This is a genomic window from Enterobacter sp. TMH.L2 (genome assembly GCF_050847315.1).
GTDB lineage: Bacteria > Pseudomonadota > Gammaproteobacteria > Enterobacterales > Enterobacteriaceae > Cedecea.
The window spans coordinates 1,669,793-1,692,891 of record NZ_CP193791.1 but is presented as its reverse complement, the minus strand read 5'-3'; the positions used below and the strand labels follow the sequence as shown (position 1 = coordinate 1,692,891).

The 23,099-nt window shown below is 56.1% G+C and carries 21 protein-coding genes and 2 tRNA genes; 12 read left to right on the top strand and 11 right to left on the bottom strand.

Translation table 11 applies throughout. From position 1 onward, the window contains the following. Nucleotides 1-19: 19 nt before the first annotated feature. Together ACREYP_RS08055 and ACREYP_RS08050 are read left to right on the top strand one after the other, a co-directional pair. A complete protein-coding gene (locus ACREYP_RS08055; protein WP_336818007.1) occupies nt 20-1,801 on the top strand; it encodes an aminopeptidase P family protein in 1,782 nt (593 codons plus the stop codon). Between the two features lie 128 nt (nt 1,802-1,929). Next, nucleotides 1,930-2,005 (top strand) — tRNA-Asn (locus ACREYP_RS08050). Nucleotides 2,006-2,130: 125 nt separating this feature from the next. Here ACREYP_RS08050 and ACREYP_RS08045 read toward each other — a convergent pair. The 3 genes from ACREYP_RS08045 to ACREYP_RS08035 all read right to left on the bottom strand — a co-directional run bounded on the left by ACREYP_RS08045 (nt 2,131) and on the right by ACREYP_RS08035 (nt 5,316). Then, nucleotides 2,131-3,519 carry an APC family permease gene (locus tag ACREYP_RS08045; protein WP_008454957.1) on the bottom strand — a complete coding sequence of 463 codons (1,389 nt, stop codon included), beginning with the start codon at nt 3,517-3,519 and terminating at the stop codon, nt 2,131-2,133. Further along, on the bottom strand, nt 3,509-3,712 hold the full coding sequence (locus ACREYP_RS08040; RefSeq protein ID WP_157141374.1) for a hypothetical protein: 204 nt from the start codon (nt 3,710-3,712) through the stop codon (nt 3,509-3,511). The genes ACREYP_RS08045 and ACREYP_RS08040 overlap by 11 nt, the downstream gene beginning before the upstream one ends. Before the next feature lie 185 nt (nt 3,713-3,897). Further along, nucleotides 3,898-5,316, bottom strand: a complete 1,419-nt coding sequence (locus tag ACREYP_RS08035) for a glutamine synthetase family protein (protein ID WP_008454958.1) — start codon at nt 5,314-5,316, stop codon at nt 3,898-3,900. A gap of 212 nt (nt 5,317-5,528) precedes the next feature. Between ACREYP_RS08035 and puuD the strand changes: the two genes are divergently transcribed. The 5 genes from puuD to ACREYP_RS08010 all read left to right on the top strand — a co-directional run bounded on the left by puuD (nt 5,529) and on the right by ACREYP_RS08010 (nt 10,368). Then, nucleotides 5,529-6,293, top strand: a complete 765-nt coding sequence (gene puuD / locus ACREYP_RS08030) for a gamma-glutamyl-gamma-aminobutyrate hydrolase (protein WP_008454959.1) — start codon at nt 5,529-5,531, stop codon at nt 6,291-6,293. A gap of 25 nt (nt 6,294-6,318) precedes the next feature. After that, complete coding sequence (puuR, locus tag ACREYP_RS08025; RefSeq protein ID WP_008454961.1) at nt 6,319-6,876, top strand: HTH-type transcriptional regulator PuuR; 558 nt, start codon at nt 6,319-6,321, stop codon at nt 6,874-6,876. 137 nt (nt 6,877-7,013) lie between these two features. Further along, on the top strand, nt 7,014-8,507 hold the full coding sequence (gene puuC / locus ACREYP_RS08020; RefSeq protein WP_336818006.1) for an aldehyde dehydrogenase PuuC: 1,494 nt from the start codon (nt 7,014-7,016) through the stop codon (nt 8,505-8,507). Continuing rightward, on the top strand, nt 8,504-9,784 hold the full coding sequence (locus ACREYP_RS08015) for an NAD(P)/FAD-dependent oxidoreductase (protein WP_008454965.1): 1,281 nt from the start codon (nt 8,504-8,506) through the stop codon (nt 9,782-9,784). Before puuC ends, ACREYP_RS08015 begins: the two co-directional genes overlap by 4 nt. Before the next feature lie 323 nt (nt 9,785-10,107). Then, nucleotides 10,108-10,368, top strand: coding sequence for a YdgH/BhsA/McbA-like domain containing protein (locus tag ACREYP_RS08010; protein WP_166991360.1), 261 nt, complete (start codon nt 10,108-10,110; stop codon nt 10,366-10,368). Between the two features lie 43 nt (nt 10,369-10,411). Here the strand turns inward: ACREYP_RS08010 and ldtA are convergent, their stop codons facing one another. Continuing rightward, on the bottom strand, nt 10,412-11,347 hold the full coding sequence (gene ldtA, locus ACREYP_RS08005) for a L,D-transpeptidase (RefSeq protein ID WP_336818005.1): 936 nt from the start codon (nt 11,345-11,347) through the stop codon (nt 10,412-10,414). A gap of 160 nt (nt 11,348-11,507) precedes the next feature. Between ldtA and ACREYP_RS08000 the strand changes: the two genes are divergently transcribed. After that, nucleotides 11,508-12,749: a mechanosensitive ion channel family protein gene (locus tag ACREYP_RS08000; RefSeq protein ID WP_336818004.1), complete on the top strand. Its 1,242-nt coding sequence runs from the start codon at nt 11,508-11,510 to the stop codon at nt 12,747-12,749. Here ACREYP_RS08000 and ACREYP_RS07995 read toward each other — a convergent pair. Further along, nucleotides 12,746-14,200 carry an EmmdR/YeeO family multidrug/toxin efflux MATE transporter gene (locus ACREYP_RS07995; protein ID WP_166991354.1) on the bottom strand — a complete coding sequence of 485 codons (1,455 nt, stop codon included), beginning with the start codon at nt 14,198-14,200 and terminating at the stop codon, nt 12,746-12,748. The two genes, ACREYP_RS08000 and ACREYP_RS07995, sit on opposite strands and share 4 nt — an antisense overlap. 197 nt (nt 14,201-14,397) lie before the next feature. Between ACREYP_RS07995 and ACREYP_RS07990 the strand changes: the two genes are divergently transcribed. After that, nucleotides 14,398-14,473 (top strand) — tRNA-Asn (locus tag ACREYP_RS07990). Nucleotides 14,474-14,539: 66 nt separating this feature from the next. Here the strand turns inward: ACREYP_RS07990 and ACREYP_RS07985 are convergent. From ACREYP_RS07985 to ACREYP_RS07965, 5 genes are all read right to left on the bottom strand, one after another. Continuing rightward, a complete protein-coding gene (locus tag ACREYP_RS07985) occupies nt 14,540-14,896 on the bottom strand; it encodes a putative T6SS immunity periplasmic lipoprotein (protein WP_336818003.1) in 357 nt (118 codons plus the stop codon). 124 nt (nt 14,897-15,020) lie between these two features. Next, nucleotides 15,021-15,377, bottom strand: a complete 357-nt coding sequence (locus tag ACREYP_RS07980) for a putative T6SS immunity periplasmic lipoprotein (RefSeq protein WP_008454978.1) — start codon at nt 15,375-15,377, stop codon at nt 15,021-15,023. Then, nucleotides 15,374-15,910 carry a hypothetical protein gene (locus ACREYP_RS07975; RefSeq protein ID WP_008454981.1) on the bottom strand — a complete coding sequence of 179 codons (537 nt, stop codon included), beginning with the start codon at nt 15,908-15,910 and terminating at the stop codon, nt 15,374-15,376. The genes ACREYP_RS07980 and ACREYP_RS07975 overlap by 4 nt, the downstream gene beginning before the upstream one ends. Nucleotides 15,911-16,268: 358 nt before the next feature. Then, nucleotides 16,269-17,396, bottom strand: coding sequence for a DNA alkylation repair protein (locus ACREYP_RS07970; protein WP_336818002.1), 1,128 nt, complete (start codon nt 17,394-17,396; stop codon nt 16,269-16,271). 84 nt (nt 17,397-17,480) lie between these two features. Continuing rightward, complete coding sequence (locus ACREYP_RS07965) at nt 17,481-18,149, bottom strand: Crp/Fnr family transcriptional regulator (protein ID WP_008454985.1); 669 nt, start codon at nt 18,147-18,149, stop codon at nt 17,481-17,483. A 281-nt stretch (nt 18,150-18,430) separates the two neighbouring features. Here ACREYP_RS07965 and deoD point away from each other — a divergent pair, with 281 nt between their 5' ends. Then, complete coding sequence (gene deoD / locus ACREYP_RS07960) at nt 18,431-19,144, top strand: purine-nucleoside phosphorylase (protein WP_237717566.1); 714 nt, start codon at nt 18,431-18,433, stop codon at nt 19,142-19,144. Nucleotides 19,145-19,166: 22 nt separating this feature from the next. Continuing rightward, complete coding sequence (locus ACREYP_RS07955) at nt 19,167-20,693, top strand: purine-cytosine permease family protein (protein WP_498881248.1); 1,527 nt, start codon at nt 19,167-19,169, stop codon at nt 20,691-20,693. A gap of 17 nt (nt 20,694-20,710) precedes the next feature. On the opposite strand, the gene ACREYP_RS07950 is transcribed toward ACREYP_RS07955, so the two are convergent. Then, complete coding sequence (locus tag ACREYP_RS07950; protein ID WP_336817999.1) at nt 20,711-21,610, bottom strand: LysR family transcriptional regulator; 900 nt, start codon at nt 21,608-21,610, stop codon at nt 20,711-20,713. 110 nt (nt 21,611-21,720) lie between these two features. Between ACREYP_RS07950 and ACREYP_RS07945 the strand changes: the two genes are divergently transcribed. Beyond that, nucleotides 21,721-23,097 (top strand): MFS transporter, encoded by a 1,377-nt coding sequence (locus ACREYP_RS07945; RefSeq protein WP_336817998.1) that lies wholly within the window; start codon nt 21,721-21,723, stop codon nt 23,095-23,097. Nucleotides 23,098-23,099 lie beyond the last annotated feature (2 nt).

Here is a 23,099-nt window from a genome sequence, read left to right as displayed (position 1 = left end):
AAAAGAATAAGGAAGCTGGATGCAACACACTTCATCACTCGGCGCACTGCGGGCGCTGCTCCGGGAGCGCGGGCTGGATGGGATCATCGTGCCGCGCGCCGATGCCCATCAAAGCGAATACTGTGCGCCTTATGACAATAAACTCGAGTTTATCAGCGGCTTTACCGGTTCCGCCGGGCTGGCGCTAGTGCTTGCTGACCGCGCCCTGCTGTTTGTGGACGGGCGCTACCAGGTTCAGGCTCGCCATCAGGTGAATCTGGCAGAGTTCGAGATTCATCATCTGCACGACGAGCCGCTGCACCTTTGGCTCCGCGATAATCTTCCGGCAGGTAAACGCATCGCCTTCGAACCGCTGCTGATGGTCAACAGCCAGTACGAAAGCCTGCGTACCAGCGGCTGCGATCTGGTGGCGTTAGATGACGATCCGCTTGATGCAATCTGGCCCGATCGCCCGGCAGCACCCTGCGGGGAAATCATCGCCATGCCGGATGAAATCAGTGGCGAAAGCGCTGCGTCAAAGCGTGAGCGGATCGCCCAGGTGCTGAGCACAGCCGGGGCGGATTATCTGGCGCTGACGCAGCCGGACAATATCGCCTGGCTGCTGAACGTACGTGGCTCGGATATTCCAATGAGCCCGGTGCCGCACTCCTTCGCACTGTTGAGCGCCAGGGGTGACATTGAATGGTTTGTAGCGGAAGAAAAACTGCGGAAGCTGGATAAAGCCTGGCTCAACGGCATCACGCTCCGCCCGATGAGTGAATTCCTTGCCCGCTGCCAGCAGTTGGCAACCGGGAAACATACCCTCATCGACGCGGACTCTGCGCCGGTCGCCGTGCGCTTTGCCGTGGAGCAAGGCGGAGGCAGCGTGCTGTGGGCGCCGGATCCTGTCACGCTAATCAAAGCCAATAAGAACGAAACCGAACTGGCAGGCTACCGCGACAGCCACATCGAAGACGGCGTGGCCTGGGTGAATTTCCTTGCCTGGCTGACCCGAGAAGTGCCGCGCCGCGAAGCCGCAGGTAACCCGGTCACCGAGCTGGAGGCGCAGGAAAAACAGCTGAGCTTCCGCCAGCAGGGTTCCACCTTTACCGAGCAAAGCTTTAGCACCATTTCTGCCGCGGGCAGCAACGCCGCGATGTGCCACTACCACTCTTCGCCGGAAACGAACTTCGCCCTAACCGCCGCGCAGTTCTACCTCAATGATTCCGGCGGGCAGTATATCAACGGCACGACGGACGCCACCCGTACGCTCAGCTTTGGCGAGCTGGATGCGACCCGCCGCCTGCACTACACCGCCGTGCTGAAAGGCTTCCTGGCGCTGATCTCGCTGCAGTTCCCGCAGGGGACTCAGGGCCACCAGCTCGATGCCTTTGCCCGCGCTCCGCTCTGGGAGCTGGGACTGGACTACGACCACGGCACCGGGCACGGCGTCGGCCACCGGCTGATGATCCACGAAAACCCGCACCGCATGGCGAAGAAGGTAAACCCGTGGCCGATGCTGCCGGGCAACATCCTCACCATTGAGCCGGGTTATTACCTGGCGGACAGCCACGGGATCCGCATCGAAAACCAGGTCGAGGTCATTGCCTCCCGGCCTGGCTTCTGCAAGTTCTCGTCGCTGACGCTGATCCCTATCGATCTGTCCGCCGTTGACGTTGATTTGCTCAGCCCGCAGGACATTGCCTGGCTTGACGACTACCACCAGCAGGTGCGGGAAATGCTCTCCCCGCGGGTGAACGAAGAGGTGCGTCATTGGCTTGAAGCCGCCACGCAGCCCGTTAGCCCGCTGTGCAAGCAGTAACCATTAAAGGCCGCGTTTGCGGCCTTTTTCATTGATTTGCTGGATTAATCGGCAGTTAAACGCATTTCACCAAAACAGCCTTTGACAACCCGGACTCACGCCGTTAGTATTCGCCCCGTTCACACGATTCCTCTGTAGTTCAGTCGGTAGAACGGCGGACTGTTAATCCGTATGTCACTGGTTCGAGTCCAGTCAGAGGAGCCATATTTAAGAAGCCTGCTTAGGAAACTAAGCGGGCTTTTTGCTTTTCTAAGCTGACAAAATCTGGAACAAAAAAGCCCGCTTAATGCATATTAAGCGAGCTTCTTCTTCTCTAACGCAACCTTCCCTTACTCCCAGGCGCGCTCGGCCTTGGTGGCGTCAAACACCGGCGGTGGCCTGCGGAAGCGGCGTGTGAGGAAGGCCAGATACAGAATACCAACCGCCGCCCACACCAGCCCCAGCGTCAGGGACGTCACTTCCAGGTTCACCCACAGCACCGCCACCGTCGCCGCGCCAATCAGCGGCAGAATGAGGTAATGCAGCTTCTCGCGCCAGGTTTTGTTGCGGCCTTCACGACGCCAGAAGTGGTTAAACACCGACAGATTCACGAAGGTAAAGGCCACCAGCGCGCCGAAGTTGATCAGCGCCGTCGCCGTCACCAGGTCAAAGAACAGCGCGGACAGGGCCACGATCCCGACCATGATCACGTTCAGCGCCGGGGTGCGCCATTTCGGGTGTACGTAGCCGAAGTATTTTTCCGGGAAGACGTTGTCGCGGCCCATCACATAAAGCAGGCGCGAAACGCTGGCGTGGGAGGCCAGCCCGGATGCCAAAGTGTTAACGAAGGTGGTGCAGAGGAAAATCGACTGGAACAGCTTGCCGCCAACGTACAGCGCAATCTCAGGCAGCGCTGCGTCCGGGTTTTTAAAGCGGCTGATGTCCGGGAAGAACAGCTGCATAAAGAACGAGGCAACGATAAAGATGATGCCGCCGTAGGCCGCAGTCAGGAAAATAGCTTTCGGGATGGTGCGCGCCGCATCGGGCGTCTCTTCCGACAGCGTAGTCACCGCATCGAAGCCGAGGAACGAGAAGCAGACTATCGTCGCGCCGGTAATCACCGGGATCAGGTGCGCATTTTCGCTGATAAACGGCTGCAGCGACCAGACGGTGCCCACGCCTTCGCCTTTGTGCAGCCCCTGCACCACCAGAATGATAAACACCACCATAATGGCGATTTGGACCAGCACAAACAGAGTGTTGAAGTTCGCCACCAGATTGACGCTCTTCAGGTTGGCCGCCGTCAGGATGCAGACAAAACCGACCACCCAGATCCACGGCGGGACTTCCGGGAACAGTGCCGAAAGGTAGATTTTTGCCAGCAGGACGTTAATCATCGGCAGGAACAGATAATCCAGTAACGATGACCAGCCCACCATAAAGCCTACGTGCGGACTAATGGCCTTTTGGGCGTAGGTATAAGCTGACCCGGCCTGCGGGAACTGGCGCACCAGTTTGCCGTAGCTGATGGCGGTAAACAGCACGCCCGCCAGCGCAAGCAGGTAGGATGCCGGGACGTGGCCGTCGCTGATGCCGGACACAATCCCGAAGGTATCAAACACCGACATCGGCGTGAGATAGGCCAGGCCCATCACCACCACCTGCCAGAGTTTCAGAGATTTACGCAGCTGCGGTTTTCCCGCCTGCGAAACAATATCTGCGGAAGAGTTAGTCGCCATGACGATGTCCCCCCACGCGAATACAGGTTTGCGAAACGTTGTTCGTTCGGGCAAACCTGCTTAGCCTGGGGGTTAATCGTAACTGTCGGGGAACGGCAATGGGGTTCACGCAGGCCACTGGCCCGTCGTTGTCAATACGGCAGCAGCGTTCGCCCTCGCCGTGCGGATATTTAAACATTTGCATCTGCATCATTTCATTTCCTCGTCGTACACATTGTCGTTAACTGAAGACCCGTTGCCGCCCGCGCTCCATTACGCGACTTCGGGAAATGGCAGGTTGCCCTGCAAAACGTCCGGCCTGGCTCCGCTCAGTCCGTATGATGCTACTTATTTATTCGCGTGCCCGGACACGTAAGCTCTGCCGGGCAGGCGCCACACTCAGGCGTTTTTCAGCATCCACTCAATTTCAGTTTCTGTGATTAAACGCTCAAACTGCACCAGCTCATCGTGCTTGCACGCATGGAAAACGTGGCTGAAACGCTCGCCCAGCAGGTCGCGCAGACGATCGTTCTGGGTGAACTCCCACAGCGCGTCGCTCTGGCGGATCGGGAACGGCAGCCCTTCCTGCTCCAGCCCGTTGCCCTCTACCTCTTCCTGCAGCGGCAGGTCGTTATCCAGCCCATGTAAAATCCCGGCCAGAATAGTCGCCATCACCAGATACGGGTTGGCATCCGCCCCCGCCACGCGATACTCCACGCGATGGTTGTCTCTGTCGCCACAAGGAATACGCAGCGCCACGGTGCGGTTGTTATGCCCCCACGACGCCTGAGTAGGGACGTACATCCCCGGCTGGAAACGACGCCATGAATTCACGTTCGGGGCCAGCAGCGCCATAGAAGAAGGCATCAGGTGGATCATGCCCGCCAGCGCGCGCTTCAGCAGCGCTGAGTCTTCGCCGTCGGCGTCCGCCAGCACGTTTTCACCTTTGTTATTCAGCACGCTGATGTGGATATGCATCCCGCTGCCCGCATGCTCTTCATACGGCTTCGCCATAAAAGTGGCGTGCATCTTATGCTTCTCGGCGACAGTTCGCACCAGACGTTTTAACGCCAGCGCATCATCGCAGGCATCCAGCACGTTATCGGTGTGGTGCAGGTTGATTTCGAACTGCCCCGGCGAGGCTTCCGCCACCGCGCCATCGGCGGGGATCAGCTGCAGGCGGGCCAGGTCGTCGATGTCGGTCAGCACGTCGGCGAAGTGGTTAAGGTTATCGACAGAGTAGACCTGGCTTTGGGTATTGCGATCGTCGGTGCCCGGCGCGCAGGGCGGCTGCAGGTAGCCTTCGGCGTCGCGCTGGCGGTCAATTAAATAGAACTCCAGCTCTACCGCTACCACGGGGAATAGACCACGCTGGCGCAGCTGCTGCCAGAGTCGGTTCAGCACGTTCCGCGGCTCAACGTCAAAGGGAGCGCCATCTTCATCCAGCATGGTCAGCATCATCTGGCCGATAAATTCCGGGTCAGCCGCCGAAGGGGTCAGCGTGCCCAGCACCGGCACGCAGCGGCGGTCAGGCTCGCCCAGCTCCTGCCCCAGCCCGGCCTCTTCTACTACGTTCCCGAGAATATCCATGGCAAACACGGACGCCGGGAAGTAACAGCCCTTCTCTACCTTACGCAGCCCGGCCACCGGAATACGTTTCCCCCGGAAGCAGCCGTTCAGGTCAGTGAGCAAGACATCGACATATTGGGTATTGGGATAACGTTCAAGGAAGGTATTCACTTCGCGTGCAAACGCGCTACTTCGTCTCTCTTCGGAATGCTGAACAAAATTCTCAACTTCTACGATATTGGTTTCCATGATTCACCGCCGTTGCGTTGGATGCCGGTCGCTGATGTCGACCGTTAAATATAATGTCCACTTATCGACAATGGTGCGAAACAAAATGTTTGTCAAATGTTAATTTAAGTTTGCAAGACAGTTAAACCGCTGCTAAGTTGAGAAAATATTGAACGGAAATGGCCAACATGGAATCGTTTGGAAATAATTTAGTCCAGAATGTGAGGTTGATCATGGTCGATATATTTGACAAGCCATTAATCGGCGTTGTGATGTGCAGAAACAGGCTTAAGGGTCATCTGACCCAAACATTGCAAGAAAAGTACCTGAACGCGGTATTGAATGCAGGCGGCTTGCCCATTGCCCTGCCCCACGCGCTGGCAGAGCCGGAACTGCTGGAAGCGCTGCTGCCAAAACTGGACGGGATCTTCCTGCCGGGCAGCCCCAGCAACGTGCAGCCGCACCTCTATGGTGAAAACGGCGATGAGCCTGACGCCGACCCCGGGCGTGATGAACTGAGCATGGCGCTTATCGCCGCCGGGCTCAAAAGGCGCATCCCCATTTTCGCCATCTGCCGGGGTTTACAGGAACTTGTTGTCGCCACCGGCGGGACTCTGTATCGTCGCCTGAGCGATCGTCCCGAGTTTCTGGAGCACCGTGAAGATCCGGAACTCCCGGTGGAGCAGCAGTATGCCCCATCACACGAAGTCCAGGTTCATGAGGGAGGATTGCTTTCGCAGTTGATACCGGGCTGCAACACGTTTTGGGTGAATTCATTACATGGCCAGGGAGCGAAAACGCTGGGTCCGCTGCTGCGCGTCGAGGCGCGTTCACAGGATGGTCTGGTGGAGGCCGCGAGCGTTCACGATCATCCTTTTGCCCTCGGGGTTCAGTGGCATCCGGAATGGAACAGTAGCGAATATGCACTATCGCGTTTGTTGCTTGAGGGTTTTATCACCGCCAGTCAGAACCACCTCGCTGAAAAGCAGCGGCTCTGACCACTACCGTTAAGGAAATGCCATTATGAGCGATGACGGCCTGGCGCCGGGTAAACGTTTGTCAGCGATCCGCCAGCAACTGGGTCTCTCTCAACGTCGTGCCGCCGAACTGTCTGGATTAACGCATAGCGCCATCAGCACCATAGAACAGGACAAAGTCAGTCCTGCTATCAGTACGCTGCAGAAGCTGCTGAAAGTCTACGGGCTGTCGCTCTCCGAGTTCTTCGCGGAACCGGAAAAACCTGATGAGCCGCAGGTCGTGATTAATTACGACGATCTGATTGAAATAGGCAGTCAGGGTGTTTCAATGAAATTAATACACAATGGGAATCCTAACCGTACGCTGGCGATGATCATTGAGACCTATCAGCCGGGAACCACCACCGGCGAGAGGATCAAACACCAGGGTGAGGAGACAGGCACGATACTGGAAGGTGAAGTGGTTTTGACCGTAAACGGCCAGACCTGGCACCTGGTTGCGGGGCAAAGCTATGCCATTAATACCGGCATGCCGCACAGCTTCAGCAACACCTCGGCAGGCATCTGCCGCATTATCAGCGCCCATACCCCCACCACGTTCTAATTATTTTCAGGCCTGAGTAATCAGGCCTTATTTCAAAATCTTTTTTAACAGGACTTATTTCCTGGGGCTTTTTGCAGCCCAAATTTGCCTGAAGAACCCAGTAAGGCCATTTATCCGATTGAATAAAAGGAGTCATCATGGACTTTCAGCATCTTAATTACTGGCAGGAGAAAGCCAAAAATACCTCGCCGGAAACGCGCTTGTTTATTAACGGCGAATATTGCTCGGCACAGGACGGCGAAACATTTAGTACCGTCGATCCTTTTGCCCAGCGTGACCTTGCCGAAGTGGCGCGAGGCAAAAAAGCGGACGTCGATATTGCGGTGAAGGCCGCCCGCGATGTCTTTGATCGCGGCGACTGGGCGCAGGCTTCCCCGGCCAAACGCAAAGCCGTGCTCGGCAGGCTGGCGGATTTAATGGAGCAGCATCGCGAGGAGCTGGCGCTGCTGGAAACGCTCGACACCGGCAAGCCTATTCGCCATAGCCTGCGCGATGATATTCCGGGCAGCGCCCGCGCTATTCGCTGGTACGCTGAGGCCATCGACAAAGTCTACGGCGAAGTAGCCACCACCGGCATCAACGAACTGGCGCTGATTGTGCGCGAACCCGTTGGCGTAATTGCCGCCGTTGTGCCGTGGAACTTCCCGCTGCTGCTGGCCTGCTGGAAGCTAGGCCCGGCGCTGGCGGCGGGCAACAGCGTGATCCTTAAACCTTCTGAAAAATCACCGCTGTCGGCAATTCGTCTTGCGGCGCTGGCTAAAGAAGCTGGCCTGCCGGATGGCGTGTTTAACGTCGTGACCGGGTTTGGTCACGAAGCGGGCCAGGCGTTGGCTCAGCACCCGGACGTGGACGTGATTACCTTCACCGGCTCCACCCGCACCGGTAAACAGCTGCTGAAAGATGCGGGCGACAGCAACATGAAACGCGTCTGGCTCGAAGCCGGCGGGAAAAGCGCCAATATCGTTTTTGCCGACTGCCCGGATCTGCACAAAGCCGCGGCAACCACCGCCGCCGGTATTTTCTATAACCAGGGCCAGGTTTGCATCGCCGGGACTCGGCTGCTGCTGGAAGAGAGCATCGCCGACGAGTTTATTGCCCTGCTGAAAGAGCAGGCAAAAAACTGGCAGCCCGGCAACCCGCTCGACCCGGAAACCACCATGGGGACGCTGATCGACTGCGCCCACGCCGACAACGTTCACGGCTTTATTCGCGACGGGGAAAACCAGGGCAAGCTGGCGCTCGACGGGCGGAACAACGCTCACCCGGCGGCTATCGGCCCGACGATTTTTACCGATACGGCGGCGGATGCGCGTGTTGGCCGGGAAGAGATCTTCGGCCCGGTGCTCGTCGTCACCCGTTTCACCTCCGAAGCCCAGGCGCTCGCCCTTGCCAACGACAGCGATTATGGCCTCGGTGCTGCCGTTTGGACCCGGGATCTCTCCCGCGCCCACCGCATGAGCCGTAGCCTTAAAGCCGGTTCCGTTTTCGTCAATAACTACAACGACGGCGATATGACCGTCCCGTTCGGCGGCTACAAGCAGAGCGGCAACGGCCGCGATAAATCCCTGCATGCCCTTGAGAAATTTAGCGAACTGAAAACCATCTGGATTGCCCTGGAGCCTTCATCATGACTGAACATACCACCAGCTATTACGCGGCCAGCGCCAACCACTATGAGCCGTTCCCACAGCTGAATGAATCCGTGACCTGCGACGTGTGCGTGGTTGGCGGCGGCTATACCGGCCTTTCGTCTGCGCTGCATCTGTCTGAAATGGGTTATGACGTGGTGCTGCTGGAGTCTGCACGCATCGGCTTTGGTGCCAGCGGGCGCAACGGCGGGCAACTGGTGAACTCCTACAGCCGCGACATCGACGTGATTGAGCGTCGCTATGGCCCGGAAGCGGCCAAAATGCTCGGCAGTATGATGTTCGAAGGCGGGGAAATTATTCGCGAGCGCATCAAGCGCTACCAGATTGACTGCGATTATCGTCCGGGCGGCCTGTTTGTGGCGATGAACCATAAGCAAATGGAAACCCTCGAAGAGCAAAAGGCCAACTGGGAGCGCTACGGCAACACCCAGCTTGAACTGCTGGACGCCAGCGAACTGAAGCGGGAAGTGAACAGCGACCGCTACGTCGGCGCTCTGCTCGACCACAGCGGCGGCCATATTCACCCGCTCAACCTGGCCATTGGCGAGGCTAATGCAATTCGCCTGAACGGTGGGCGCATTTTCGAACAGTCCCCGGTGACCCACATTGAGCACGCCAGCCCGGCCATCGTCAGCACGGAGAAAGGCAAGGTCACGGCGAAGTACGTGATCGTCGCCGGGAACGCTTATCTCGGCAATAAACTCGAACCTGAACTGGCGAAGCGCAGCATGCCGTGCGGCACGCAGGTGCTGACCACCGAGCCGCTGGGAGAAGATCTCGCCCGCTCGCTGATCCCCAAAAATTACTGTGTGGAAGATTGTAACTACCTGCTGGATTACTACCGCCTGACCGCCGATAACCGCCTGCTGTACGGCGGCGGCGTGGTGTACGGCGCCCGTGACCCGGCGGATATTGAACGCCTGGTGATGCCCAACCTGCTGAAAACCTTCCCACAGCTGAAAGGCGTGAAGATTGACTACAGCTGGACCGGGAACTTCCTGCTGACCCTGTCTCGCCTGCCGCAGGTGGGCCGTCTGGATAAAAATATTTACTACAGTCAGGGCTGCAGCGGGCACGGTGTGACCTATACCCACCTGGCCGGCCGCCTGATTGCAGAGCTGCTGCGCGGCGATGCGGAGCGCTTCAATGCCTTCGCCAACCTGCCGCATTACCCGTTCCCGGGTGGCCGCACGTTCCGCATCCCGTTTACCGCGATGGGCGCGGCTTACTACAGTCTTCGCGATCGCCTTGGGGTTTAATTTGCCTTCGCTATTGCGCTAAAGGCTCAGCGACGCTGGGTCTGATGAGCAATAACCCGACGCACGGAGCGATCCCCTCCGTGCGTTTTTTTATTAGCGGCCCACCGTTTTATAGCCACCAAAACTTCACGTTGCCGCAGATTAATGAAAGAAAAAAATAAGCTGGCTGATATTAATTTACAGTCAATAACACCCGGATATTACCAGCCAGAATTTTTGAAAGTCTTCATCAATAATGCCATCTGTTCATTGCCCGGACGGCAACCTAACATGCAACGCATCAATCGAAACCTTGTTTAATTATTCACAATGAGAGATTTATTATGATGCGTAAACTGATTAATTCCGCCCTTGCCCTTACCGTATTGACCGCCCTTAGCGGCACGGCTTTAGCCGCCACCGAAGTCCAGTCAACCACCGCCGGCCAGCGCATGGGCTATATTTCAGTCACCGGTGCCACAACGCTTGACGAGGCCGTTAACAAACTTGCCGATAAAGCCAGCCAGGCCGGGGCAACCGCATTTAAAGTCACGTCGGCAGGCGGAAATAATAAACTTTACGCTACGGCAATATTATTCAAATAAAAAAAGCTCGCAACGCGCGAGCTTTTCTTTTTCTTACTGATTATTACAGTCGCCCTGTTTCCGTGGCGGCTGAATTTATTTGTACCGGCATCCCCGAGCGGCGATTAAGTGCTTCACTCACCACAGCCGTATTTACACCTGAAGCCTGAGTTTCGCTGCGCAATAAGGTAGTCATCGGCAGCGGCACTTTCTTGTCGGACTCAAACTCCGCACGGTTGCGCGACAGCGGCTCGTGAACTTCCAGCCAGCGCTTGCCGTCCGGCTCGGCGGTCACCTTCACCGGCTGGTCGATGAGCTGAACGCGGGTCCCGACCGGCACATTATCGAACAGGAATTTGATGTCGTCGTTGCGCAAGCGGATGCAGCCCTGGCTGACGCGCAGACCAATGCCAAAGTTGGCATTGGTGCCGTGGATGGCGTACAGCTTGCCGATGTAAATAGCGTACAGGCCCATCGGGTTATCCGGCCCCGGCGGCACAAAAGCCGGCAGCGTTTTGCCCTCTTTGGCGTATTCGCGACGGGTATTCGGGGTTGGCGTCCAGGCCGGGGCATCCTGTTTGCGCTCGACGCGGGTCACCCAGTTGCGCGGCGTTTCGCGCCCCGCCTGGCCAATACCTATCGGCAGGATTTCTACGGTGTTAGTGTCCTTCGGATAATAATAAAGGCGCATTTCCGCCACGTTCACCACAATCCCTTCCCGCACGGTATCCGGCAAAATCAAATGCTGCGGAATAACCAGCTGCGTACCGACTTTGGGCAGGAACGGATCGACGCCTGGGTTGGCCTCCAGCATATTGCTGAAGCCCTGCCCGTACTGAGCGGCAAAGTGTTCCAGCGGCTCTTTGTTCCCTTCCGGCACGGTAATCGTCAGGGGCGCACCCACCAGGCGGCTGCCTTCAGGCGGTAAAGGATAGGTCACGGCCATCGCGCTCTGCGTGACCGCCGCCAGAACAAATGCCAGCGTGGAGAAACGAATCATAATTTCCCTGTTAGTTAACATGATGTGAATGCATTAAGCATAACCGTCCTGAGACAATTCTGTAAGGATTGCGCGTTAATATGTCTACTAATTGTACAGTCGGGTTGCGACCGCGGACCGCAGAGGGCATGATGTCCTCTTGTTTTTTAAAGGAGACGTTATGCAGGAATTGATATCCGCCCTCGAGCAATACGGCATTCAACCCAGCCACACCACTTCCCTGATCGTCATTTTCGGCATCATTTTTCTTACCGCGCTGGTGGTGCATTTTATTCTGCACGGCATAGTGCTGCGTGCCTTTGAGAAGCGCGCACAGTCCAGCGCCAGCCTCTCTTTGCAGATAATCACCCAGAACAAGCTGTTCCAGCGGCTGGCGTTTCTGCTGCAGGGCATCATCGTTAACGTTCAGGCGGTGCTGTGGCTGCAAAAAGGCAGCGACGCGGCCACCATTCTGACCACCTGCGCCCAGCTATGGGTCATGCTCTACGCGCTGATGTCCTTTTTCTCGCTGCTGGATGTGATCTTCGGTCTGTCGGGGAAATTCGCCTTTGCTTCTCAGCTACCGCTGAAAGGCATTTTCCAGGGCGTGAAGCTGTTGGCCGCGATTGTCGTCGGCATCATGATGGTGTCGCTGCTTATCGGGAAATCCCCGGCAATATTGATAAGCGGTCTCGGTGCGATGGCCGCCGTGCTGATGTTGGTGTTTAAAGATCCGATTCTCGGCCTGGTCGCTGGCATTCAGCTTTCTGCCAACAGCATGCTGAAAATGGGCGACTGGCTGGAAATGCCGAAATACGGCGCGGACGGGGCGGTGATCGACATCGGCCTGACGACGGTGAAAGTGCAAAACTGGGACAACACCATTACCACTATCCCAACCTATGCGCTGGTGTCCGACGCGTTTAAAAACTGGAGCGGGATGTCGGCCTCAGGCGGGCGCCGCATCAAGCGCAGCGTGAACATTGACACCACCAGCATTCGTTTTCTGTCGCAGAACGAGCAGGAGAAGCTCCTTAAAGCGAAACTGCTGCAGCCGTATATGGCGGAACGCGGGAAAGAGATCAGCGAATACAACCAGCAGCACGCCGACGACTCGGTGCTGAACCAGCGCCAGATGACCAACGTCGGCACCTTCCGGGCCTATCTGAATGAGTACCTGCGCAACCACCCGCGCATTCGCAAAGACATGACGCTGATGGTGCGCCAGCTTGCCCCTGAAAGCGAAGGGCTGCCGGTGGAGATTTATGCCTTCACCAACACCGTGGCCTGGGCCGAGTATGAAAGCATTCAGGCCGACATTTTCGACCACATTTTTGCCGTGGTGGACGAGTTTGGCCTGCGTATTCACCAGACGCCAACCGGCAACGACATGCGGGCCATTGCCGGGGCTTTCGAACGCTAAACGGTGCTTTCTTCCTGAACCGAAAGTGGTTCTTTCGGCGGTCGCGGGTATTTTTTCAGCCAGCGGCCGCTGACCATTCGCCAGTAGAAGCAGGCGCCGCGCACCGCCCAGTCGCCGAACATCCCCAGCCAGACGCCTACCACGCCCATGCCCAATACAATCCCCAGCGTGTAACCGGCGATAACGCGGCAACCCCACATCCCCGCCATCGACACCCACATCGCAAAACGTGCGTCACGGGCGCCCTTCAGCCCGGCAGGCAGCACCCAGGACGCGGCCCAGATTGGCATAAAGGCGGCGTTCATCCACAGCAGGACTTTAACGACCTCTTTGACGTCATCTTCGCTGGTGTAGAACGAGGCGAATAACCCGGCGAACGGCGCGGTTCCCCAGGCAATGATCGTCAGGCCAATGGTGGCGAGCCAGAACGTATGGCGCAGCTGGCGCTCGGCCTGGCCGATTTGCCCTTTCCCTAACCGTCTGCCGACGATGATCGTTGACGCCGACCCGAGGGCGTTACCCGGCAGGTTAATCAGCGAGGCCACCGAGAAAGCAATAAAGTTACCGGCAATCACGTTGGTCCCCATCCCGGCAACGAACATCTGCGTCAGCAGCTTACCGCCGTTGAACAGCACCGACTCGACGCTCGCCGGAATGCCGATGCCGAGCACTTCCCACAAAATGCCCCAGTTGAGCGGCGTAAAATAACTTTTCAGCGAGATACGCAGCGCCGGGTTAAAGCCAATCATCAGCACGAAGATAATGCCCGCCGCGCCGATGTAGCGGGAAATCGTCAGCCCCAGTCCCGCGCCAACAAAGCCCAGCCCGCCCCAGCCAAAGATGCCGTAGATAAGAATGCTGCTGATGATGATGTTGAGGATGTTCATGCCGCCGTTAATCAGCAGCGGGATTTTGGTGTTCCCCGCCCCGCGCAGGGCGCCGCTACCGATAAGCGCTATGGCTGCCGCCGGGTAGCTCCAGACCGTGGTTTGCAGGTAAGAAAGTGCGAGAGCTTTAACTTCCGGCGTGGCGCTACCGGCAATGACATCGATAATGTGCGTGCCCGCCAGATGAATGCCTGCGGCCATGATAAAAGAAACTATGGTCATCAGCACCAGAGACTGCCGGGCCGCCGCCCTCGCCCGCTCCGGATCCAGCCTGCCAAAGCTGAACGCCACCACCACCGTGGTGCCGAGATCGATAGCGGCGAAGAACGCCATGATAACCATGTTAAAACTGTCGGCGAGCCCTACGCCCGCCATCGCCTCTTTCCCTAACCAACTGACGAGGAAGGTACTCAACACCCCCATCAGCAATACGCAGGTGTTTTCGAGGAAGATTGGCACCGCCAGCGGCGTTATCTCACGCCAGAACAGCACCCGATAACTCTTACGTTTGGCGTACCACGGCGTTTTCGCCACGCTCTGGCGAAGGACTGCATGTAAGTTCAAGCGAGGACCTGCAAGGAAAGATAAAACGGCATTTCAAATAATGGGCGACAAATCGTTATCCTGCAAAGGATTTTTTTGTCTCTGATTGCCTGAAAAGGCAACAAGATGTTGATAGTTTCCGCAAACGCACCACAGGGTGAGATTTTGCCTTTGACAAGCCCCGGAGCCGCCGCTAATATTCGCCCCGTTCACACGATTCCTCTGTAGTTCAGTCGGTAGAACGGCGGACTGTTAATCCGTATGTCACTGGTTCGAGTCCAGTCAGAGGAGCCATATTTGAGAAGCCCGCTTAAGGAAACTTAAGCGGGCTTTTTGCTGTTGGTGGTTCAGGCAAAGGCGTTACTTCCCACAGCCGAGCTCGATGAGTAATCCGTTGTTGTCGATGAAAAAGCCATATCGATAGACTTTGTTATTCAGCGTATAGGACGTTTGGTAGATGTAGCCACGGGTAAGCGGAACCTTTATGCAAGTATCTGGATAAATGAGGTGTTTGTAGTCAGCAACAGCAAGATTTTTAAAGTCGTCACCTTGTAATGAAGAAATTGAATAGCGACTTAGTACATCGGATTTATCAACGGTAAAACAGAGATTGCCGTTAATAATGTCATAGCTTCGCCACTCGCCTACACCTAGATTTTCCCCCACACAGCCAGTAAGCAAAGAACAAGCAGAAACAAATGCAACAACATGCTTCATAAAGGAAATCTCCCCAGTATTTTCTTGTACCGTGACAGCAGTGAAACCGTCGGCTCCGCCGGGTTAAGGTGGCGAAGATTGGTGATGTCGTTCAGGTGGTTGTGTAAGTATCCCGGCAAAGGTGTTACTTCCCACAGCCGAGCTCGATGATTTGCCTGTCATTATCAATAAAAAAACTGTACTGATAGTTTGCTTTATTCATCGTGTAGGATGCCTGGTAAATATATCCCGGTGTTAGTTCGATGTTTATGCATGTATTCGGATAAGTAAGATTATCGAGATCGGTTACGGCAAGGACTTTATATTCGCCACCCTGAGTCGAAGAAAGCACATAGCGAGTCAACACGTCCGATTTGTCCACGGTGAAACAAATGTGGTTTCCGTCAATATAAAGACTCTTCCAATCTCCAACCCCCAAACCTTCGCCGACGCAGCCAGACAACGCGGTACACAAAAATATTAACTTGAATAAGCGATTCATAAAGGAAATCTCCCCAGTATTTTCTTGTACCGTGACAACAGTGAAACCGTCGGCTCTGCCGGGTTAAAGTGGCGAAGATTGTAGATATTAGAATTGCCTCTAAATCCGTGAGTCTTCAATAGCCAGTAATCGCTTACAATGCAGGCTTGTTGCTCCAGGCCGTAATCAAGCAGTGTCGGTTTTTCGAGATCATAGGTGTAGTCAACGGCCCAGGAGAAAGCTCCGCGAGTGCGCACCCACATCCCTCGCTGATGCTGCCAGACATGCATCATTTCATGCATGAAGAGATGACGTGCATCGATGGGATTACGTTGAGGTGAGGAGAAATCAGGCTCATAGACGCCTTCCTGAAACCATATTTCTCCATTAGGCGTCATAGCGAAGCTATTTTTTTGCATATTAAATGGCAAATAGCTCCCACGATGAATCCAGACCTTGTAATATTCAATAGCGTTACCGTAGAGTGTTCTGGCGAGCTTAATTTCCCCGAGTGTCAGCAATCTCAAGCCGCCTTGCTTTATTCCTTTAGACATATAACCCTCCTTTTGGAAGGGTTTATGTTACCATCGGATTAAAATCATACAATTATTTAGTTTATGAATGAATTTCGATAATGTAATCATGCGGGAAATAGTATGTGGCCGATATACATCTGAGTCTTAATAGATTTTCATTAATATTTTTCTTCTTTAAAATTCATCCCCGGCCAGAGAAGCCAAACTGTGAAGCCCATTCAAGAATTTTTTCCTTTACTGCATGAACCTATTTATTCCAGATCTTTTAAATCCATTTATTAAATAGTTTTAAGGCAAAATCTGTTCTTTTGGTATAATCAATGCTTAGGCGCAATAACACCCTCGCCACCCGCAAAACGCCGGCGGCGGATCCTTGCTATAAATCCAACACCCACTCATCTCCCCCAAGCACCTTGCCGTTCACCTGAATCTCGATCCGCTGCACGCCCGGGTAATACTGTCGGGTGGTGATTGTCTTCACGGCGTGCTTTTTCTCTATAGTGACCGACGCTCCGGCCGGGAGTTCGAACGTGCGCAGTTTGAAGACCTTCGGGGCGAGGCTGCCGTTGGCTTTCATAAAGTGGAGCACGTAGTCCACCACGATGTTTTGAGAGGAGCGGCTGGTAGACCGCAGGCTGACTTTAAATGCCAGGTTTTCACCCAGCGCAATCGCTTTTTGTTTAAGGGAGAAAGCATCCAGCGCGACGTCCGCGCCGTGCTGCACGCCAATAAGCGCCAGCGCATCCGGGTGACCATTCTTAATTAAGGTGCGCAGCGAGTGGCGGGTTATCCAGGCCACTTTTTTTACGTCGTCACCGCCGGACTGTTTCGCCTGCTGCTGCCAGTTTTGCAAAAGCTGAATCACGTAGTCCGGGTGGTCTTTGGTGATGTCGTTCAGATGGTTGGCGACGCTTTTTCTGACGTAAAGCTCCGGGTCGAACTTCAGGGCGTCCAGAATGGCTCTGGTTCCCGCCGGGTCTTTGATAAACAGATGCAGTTTTTCGCCCCACGGCACGCGCGGGCGGGTGCCTTCTGAGGCCCAGCGGCGGATGTCTACGCTTTCGTCCTGCGCACATTTAAGCAGAAACCGCATGGTCGCGTCGGGATCCTGCTTGATAAAAGGCCTCACCGCCCATTCGGCGGTAAAGCAGACTGTCACCACTTTCAGGGCTTCGAGGGAAAGTGCCGGGTGGTTCAGGCCATAGACCTGAATAAACTCCGCAAAAGGCCAGACGGCAAAACCGCGCAGCTTATGCTCTTTTAATACAGCAACCACCACGCCCAATGCAGCCGGGTAGTCCTGCGGGAGCTCAGCCGCCAGTGCGTCGCGGATGGCCTGAACTCTGGCCTTCATTTCCAGCTTATCGAGGTTTTCCGCTTGCTTTAAAAACGCTTTGGCGTTGAAGGCGGGATGATGCCGCGCGATTAAGCTCGCGATGTCCTGCAAAAGCCCATGATTAAAAGCATGTTTAAACGCGTTCTGATTTTCGACGGGCTCACTCACTGCACTACTCCCTGGCGGATAACGTATTGCCGGAGTCTATCACTGTTTTTTCTTTGCTTTTTAGCCGTTTGCTACAAAAAACTGCTAACTAATTCGCCCAGGGTTCGTCAGCACCTGACGGAATTTTTCTATGTCACAAATCACGTATTCATGGGCCACTTTCTGAATGTACTGCTCTTCTATCAGCTGATTGATCACCCGGCGGTAGGTTCTCTCGGAGCAGCCAAACCGTTCAGCCTCGCGGGATACCTGTGAGAAGTCCACCAGCGGCTTGCTCTGCTGATGGCGTTCATACAGGTCGGCCACGATGTTAAACACCAGCGGCTGCAGGAAACGCTCCATGGTTCTCGCCATCCCGCGCTGGTAGCTGGTGGAGAGCAGCTGGCTGAGCCAGACGCCGACTTCCGCGTGGCTGGTCAGAATGGTGTCCATCATCGCCAGCGGGATGACTTTGACCGTCATGGTGTCGTGGGCGACGACCGAGAACTGGCTCGGCGTGTGGGTAAGATATTCTATTTCGCCGATGATAGTGTCGCTGACAAAGCGCTGCCCGAGACTGAACGCTTTCCCGTTTTCAGCGTTGTAATGCATGGTGTACTCGCCGAGCGTGATCCAGTAGAGCGCTTTGATCTCTTCGCCCTGGCGCAGAATAAATTCATCGGGGCCGATCTCTTTGCTTTTCAGCGGCGCGGCGTACACGGCATCGCGTAGGATCTGGTGCCCGCGCTGAGCGAATTGCTGAATAATATTCATGGTGTTGTCGCTCTCCGGCAGGCTGCCTCGCAGCTAAATAACGTCAAGTATTGCCTGTTTCGCCAGAATCTGCGGCGAAAAAGGCGGCTGAGATTAACTATCGCCCCTCGGTATTGTCAATACTCCGCGTTTTACTCCCCCCTCGCCAGCCCTGGCGTGTCACTTTTCTTGCAAAGGCAAAAATCAAATTTGTGATCGCCGTCGGCCTGGTCGGACATTTGCCTTTTTCTGCAAGCTACGGGGTTTCTATCGTAATGGCATGAAACCAGCCAGGAGATCGTCTGATGACGCCACATATTAACGCCAACCCCGGCGACTTTGCCGAAACCGTGATCATGCCCGGCGACCCGCTGCGCGCGCAGTACATTGCGCAGACGTATTTAACCGATGCAAAGCGCGTGTGCGATACCCGCAATATGTTTGGCTTTACCGGCTACTACAAAGGCAAGCGACTTTCCGTGATGGCTCACGGGATGGGCATTCCGTCCGTTTCCATATACGCCCATGAATTGATCAACGCCTTTGGTGTGAAACAGCTTATTCGCATCGGCACCTGCGGCGCGGTGGATGAAAGCGTGGATATGCGCCATGTGATTGTCGCCACCGGCGCGGGAACGTCTTCTTCGGTAAACCGCGACCGTTTTGGCGGCTACGACTACGCGGCCGTGCCGGACTTCGACCTGCTGCGCCGCTGCTGGACGGCGGCCGAGCAACACAATATTCCGACCCGATTCGGCAACACTTTTACCAACGACCTGCTGTACGACAAACCCGAAGGCATGCTCCCTGCCCTCAAAAAGATGAACATCCTTGCGGTGGAAATGGAAACCTCGGCGCTGTTCACCATCGCCGCGCAGTACCGCGCCAAAGCCCTGAGCCTGCTGACCGCCTGCGTAAGCAGCGTCACGGGGGCAGAGCCGACGGCAGAAGAACTACAAAACACGTTAGACAACATGATTGAGCTCGCTTTAGAAACCGCACTTCTCTGCGATTGATTTCTCCCATAAGGGTTCTCCGATGACAAACTCTACACATCAGCCGGCCTCGGGCGGCATAAAAGTTGAAGCAAACGGCGTGAATGCCGTCCCGGAAGCTGAGCGCTACGGCAAACCCGCCGGGCTGTTTCCGATCTGGTTCTCCTGGAACGTCTCTATTCTGGGGATGACCTACGGCATTTACGTTTACTCACTTGGCCTGAGCGTCTGGCAGTCAATCACCGCCGGGATTATTGGCTACCTGCTTTCCTGCTGCCTGGTCGGCGTGCTGGCGGTGGGCGGGCCAAGAACCGGTCTGCCTACGCTGACCCAGACCCGCTTCTGCTTCGGCTATCACGGCAATAAATTCCCGACGCTGTTCGCCTATATCTCCAACATGGGCTGGAAAATCACCATTATTACCCTTGCCTCGTCCACCGGCGCGGCGCTGTTCGCCAGGCTCTGGCCTGCGGCCTTTGCGCTGGCGGACGGCAAACCTACGCTGGTGTGTATTCTCGGCTGGTTCATCGTCAGCCTGGCGCTGACCATGTCGGTCGCCATTTATGGGCACCAGCTGATCATGAAGGTGGAGAAATACATCGCCTGGCTGACCGGGTTTATGAGCATCATCTTTATCTTCCTGATGCTGCCGCATATTCACTGGGAAAAGCTGGGCCAGAGCGCGGCGCACGGCGACCTGTTGACCTACATCGGCGGCGTGGTGATGGCAATGACGATGGTGGGCCTTGGCTTCCTGAACTACGGCGGCGACTTCGCGCGCTATTTGCCGAAGAAAACCCAGGCCTCGAAGGTTATTTTCTGGACGACGACGGGGATTTCTCTGCCGGTGAGCATCCTGCTGGTGCTGGGCGCCTTCCTTGCCGACAGCAACCCGGACCTGAGCGCAGCGGCGGCGCAGTCGCCTATTGCCTCGCTGACTAACCTGCTGCCGTTCTGGTTCTACGTACCGTTCTCCATCGTGATTATTGTTTCGCTGCTGGCGGCGGCAATTACCGGCGTATACAGTTCAGGTCTTGCCCTGCTGGCGCTTGGTATTCCGGCCAGCCGCGCCACGACGACCACGCTGAACGCGGCTATCATCGGCTTCGGCGCGTTCTACCTGATGTTTATTTCCGATTCGTTCCTGGCGACCTTCCAGTCGTTCCTCGCCTCTATTTCGGTGGTGATCGGCTCCGCCGGGGCAATTCAGCTGATCGACTTCCTGCGCCAGAAGCGCCTGGGCTGGGATGTGGCGATGGCGAATAAAGCGGGTTTTGGTGGCCGGGATGGCCGCTGGACGGCACTGCTTTCACTGGGTATGGCGACCTTTGTGGGGCTGGGCACAATTACTTCCGGCGATCCGTACATCGCGCACGTGGTGGGCTTCCTGCTGACGGAAGAAACCCGCCACAGCGTCTTTGCGACGGCGAACCTGGGCGTTATTGTCTCGATGCTGACCGGGGGCGTATTGTATTCGCTGCTGACCTTCGGCCTGAAGATTGAGCTGCCGGGCATTTCGTCTGCACAAGCGGCTTCAACCGTGCAGGGTAAAACCCAAAAAGCGCTGTAAGCAGAAAAACAGGCCCGCTAAGCGGGCCTGTTATTTTCCCACTCCTGCAAAAAGTCTATCAGCGCACGCACCTTCGCCGGAACATGCTTCGTGTTCGGGTAAACCGCATAAATGCCCTGGGATGGGAAACGGTATTCCGGTAGCACATGCTGAAGTTCATCGCGCCCTATCGCACTACGCACCAGCCATTCGGGCAATAAACCTACGCCGCAGCCCTGAACCACAAAAGCCATGAGCGCCGCCGCCGTGTCGGTCATAAAGCGGGCCGGCCCGGTGATCGTTAACTCCCTCGTTTCCTGGTCAGGCCCAATGACCTGCCATTCTCTGGGGGTCGGCAGCCGACGATGAATGACCCATTCCGCTTCGGCCAGCGCCTCCAGACTGCCAACCGGGTTACGCTCAAGCCACTGCGGCGCGGCAACCGCTACAATCTCGAACCGCTCTATCAGCGCCGCGCGGTAGGACGAATCCGCCAGCTTGCCCAGGCGAATAGCCACGTCAAACTGCCCGGAGATGAGATTAGCCGGGGCAGATGAAGATTCGTGCCGGATGGTCAGCCCCGGATGCAGCCTGCCAAAGGCACTTAGCGCCGGGATAACCTTTGCCTGGCCGTATTCCGGCGTTGTCGAAATACTCAGTTCGCCAGAAAATCCGCCGTGATGCCCCTGCACATCTTCCACCAGCGCTTCGCTCTCCCTTAACAGCTGCAGAGCGCGCTGGTAAAACACTTCCCCCGCCTGGGTTAACGCCACGCGCCGCGTGGAGCGTACAAGCAGCGAAACGCCAAGTTCCGCCTCAAGCTGACGAACGTTAAAGCTGATCGCCGCTTTCGTTTGCTGCATGGATTGCGCTGCCGCGGTAAATCCCCCGGCCTCCACCACCGCAACAAACTGCGCCACCCGCTGCAAGTTGAGCATGCCAATTCGCCTGATTATCAAATTATTTTTGACAGTGTATCAGCCGGAACGGGATTTATCCGTCTCGCGGAACCTGCTGAAATCGCCTTTTCTTTTTCACGAGAGCCGCCATGCCTTATCGCTACAGGGTTGCCGCCGTTTATCTGCTCGGTTTTTTTCTCGACTTAATCACTATGTTTATCGCCAACGTTGCCTGGCCTGAAATGGGGAGGGAGTTTCACTCGCCGGTCACCGAGCTGGCGTGGATAAGCCACGGCTATCTTTGCGGCCTGACGCTGGTTATCCCCTGCAGCGCGTGGCTGACGCAGCGGCTGGGTGCCAGGCGCCTGTTTATGCTTTCTTTGGGGCTTTTCTCTCTCGGCACGCTGGCTTCCGGCCTGGCTCCCGGCCTTGAAACGCTGGTCGCCGCACGTATTCTGCAGGGCGTGGGAGGCGGGCTGCTCATCCCTGTTGGCCAGGCCCTGACCTGGCAGCTTTTCGCGGTGCACGAGCGGGCAAAGCTTTCCTCGGCAATTATGCTGGTTGCGCTGCTGGCTCCGGCGCTTTCGCCAACCGCAGGTGGATTGCTGGTGGAATCTTTTGGCTGGCGCTGGATATTTCTCTCCAGCCTGCCGCTGGCGCTGCTGACACTCGTTCTGGCGGGATTTTGGCTAAAACCTGCAGAGCAACAAACTGCCCGCAGGCCGCTGGACGTTAAAGGTCTAATGCTGGGATCGGCGGGGCTATTCGCTATTTTGCTGGGCGTCACGCAGGCCGGAAACCCGGCGGCTCATGGCGCGGCATTAGTTTGGCTCATCGCTGGCATGCTTATTCTTTGGTTTTTTATTCGCCGGAATGGCAAACATCCGACCCCGTTGTTCAGCCTGCCGCTGCTGGCAGATCCTCTGCTGCGTTACGCCATGCTGGTTTACCAGTGCATTCCGGGGATTTTTATGGGCACCAGCCTGGTCAGCATTGTCTATCTGCAAACGCAGTTGGGCCTGTCTGCCACTCAAACCGGAATGTTGATGCTGCCGTGGGCGATGGCCTCTTTTGTCGCGATTTCATTTACCGGCAAGATGTTTAATCGCCTCGGCCCTCGCCCACTGATCGCCGCCGGGGGCATATTTCAGGCCGCAGGGATTTTGCTGCTCACACAAATCAACTCCGGCGAGCAAGCCTCGTGGCTGGTAGCCGCTTACGCGTTGATGGGCCTGGGGGGAAGTCTTTCCAGCAGCACAGCGCAGAGCACCGCTTTTATCGCCATCCCTTCGGAGGCTATGCCGGAAGCGAGCGCACTGTGGAATATTAATCGCCAGTTAAGCTTTTGCTTTGGCGTGGCGCTACTGAGCCTGCTGTTGACTGTTTTACAGGCGCTGATGCCCGCCCCTCGCGCTTATTTTTTCACTTTTAGCCTTGCCGCCGCCGGGACGCTTGCCCCGCTGGTTTACGCCTGGCGGCTCAACAATCAGCAGATTAAAAATCAACTGACCCAAAAGGAACTCTGAGC

What these genes read in the sequence shown, in the direction of transcription:
- ACREYP_RS08055 (WP_336818007.1), top strand. Translation starts at nt 20, where the DNA reads ATGCAACACACTTCATCACTCGGCGCACTGCGGGCGCTGCTCCGGGAG.
- ACREYP_RS08045 (WP_008454957.1), bottom strand. Translation starts at nt 3,519, where the DNA reads ATGGCGACTAACTCTTCCGCAGATATTGTTTCGCAGGCGGGAAAACCG.
- ACREYP_RS08040 (WP_157141374.1), bottom strand. Translation starts at nt 3,712, where the DNA reads ATGATGCAGATGCAAATGTTTAAATATCCGCACGGCGAGGGCGAACGC.
- ACREYP_RS08035 (WP_008454958.1), bottom strand. Translation starts at nt 5,316, where the DNA reads ATGGAAACCAATATCGTAGAAGTTGAGAATTTTGTTCAGCATTCCGAA.
- puuD (WP_008454959.1), top strand. Translation starts at nt 5,529, where the DNA reads ATGGTCGATATATTTGACAAGCCATTAATCGGCGTTGTGATGTGCAGA.
- puuR (WP_008454961.1), top strand. Translation starts at nt 6,319, where the DNA reads ATGAGCGATGACGGCCTGGCGCCGGGTAAACGTTTGTCAGCGATCCGC.
- puuC (WP_336818006.1), top strand. Translation starts at nt 7,014, where the DNA reads ATGGACTTTCAGCATCTTAATTACTGGCAGGAGAAAGCCAAAAATACC.
- ACREYP_RS08015 (WP_008454965.1), top strand. Translation starts at nt 8,504, where the DNA reads ATGACTGAACATACCACCAGCTATTACGCGGCCAGCGCCAACCACTAT.
- ACREYP_RS08010 (WP_166991360.1), top strand. Translation starts at nt 10,108, where the DNA reads ATGATGCGTAAACTGATTAATTCCGCCCTTGCCCTTACCGTATTGACC.
- ldtA (WP_336818005.1), bottom strand. Translation starts at nt 11,347, where the DNA reads ATGATTCGTTTCTCCACGCTGGCATTTGTTCTGGCGGCGGTCACGCAG.
- ACREYP_RS08000 (WP_336818004.1), top strand. Translation starts at nt 11,508, where the DNA reads ATGCAGGAATTGATATCCGCCCTCGAGCAATACGGCATTCAACCCAGC.
- ACREYP_RS07985 (WP_336818003.1), bottom strand. Translation starts at nt 14,896, where the DNA reads ATGAAGCATGTTGTTGCATTTGTTTCTGCTTGTTCTTTGCTTACTGGC.
- ACREYP_RS07980 (WP_008454978.1), bottom strand. Translation starts at nt 15,377, where the DNA reads ATGAATCGCTTATTCAAGTTAATATTTTTGTGTACCGCGTTGTCTGGC.
- ACREYP_RS07975 (WP_008454981.1), bottom strand. Translation starts at nt 15,910, where the DNA reads ATGTCTAAAGGAATAAAGCAAGGCGGCTTGAGATTGCTGACACTCGGG.
- ACREYP_RS07965 (WP_008454985.1), bottom strand. Translation starts at nt 18,149, where the DNA reads ATGAATATTATTCAGCAATTCGCTCAGCGCGGGCACCAGATCCTACGC.
- ACREYP_RS07955 (WP_498881248.1), top strand. Translation starts at nt 19,167, where the DNA reads ATGACAAACTCTACACATCAGCCGGCCTCGGGCGGCATAAAAGTTGAA.
- ACREYP_RS07950 (WP_336817999.1), bottom strand. Translation starts at nt 21,610, where the DNA reads ATGCTCAACTTGCAGCGGGTGGCGCAGTTTGTTGCGGTGGTGGAGGCC.
- ACREYP_RS07945 (WP_336817998.1), top strand. Translation starts at nt 21,721, where the DNA reads ATGCCTTATCGCTACAGGGTTGCCGCCGTTTATCTGCTCGGTTTTTTT.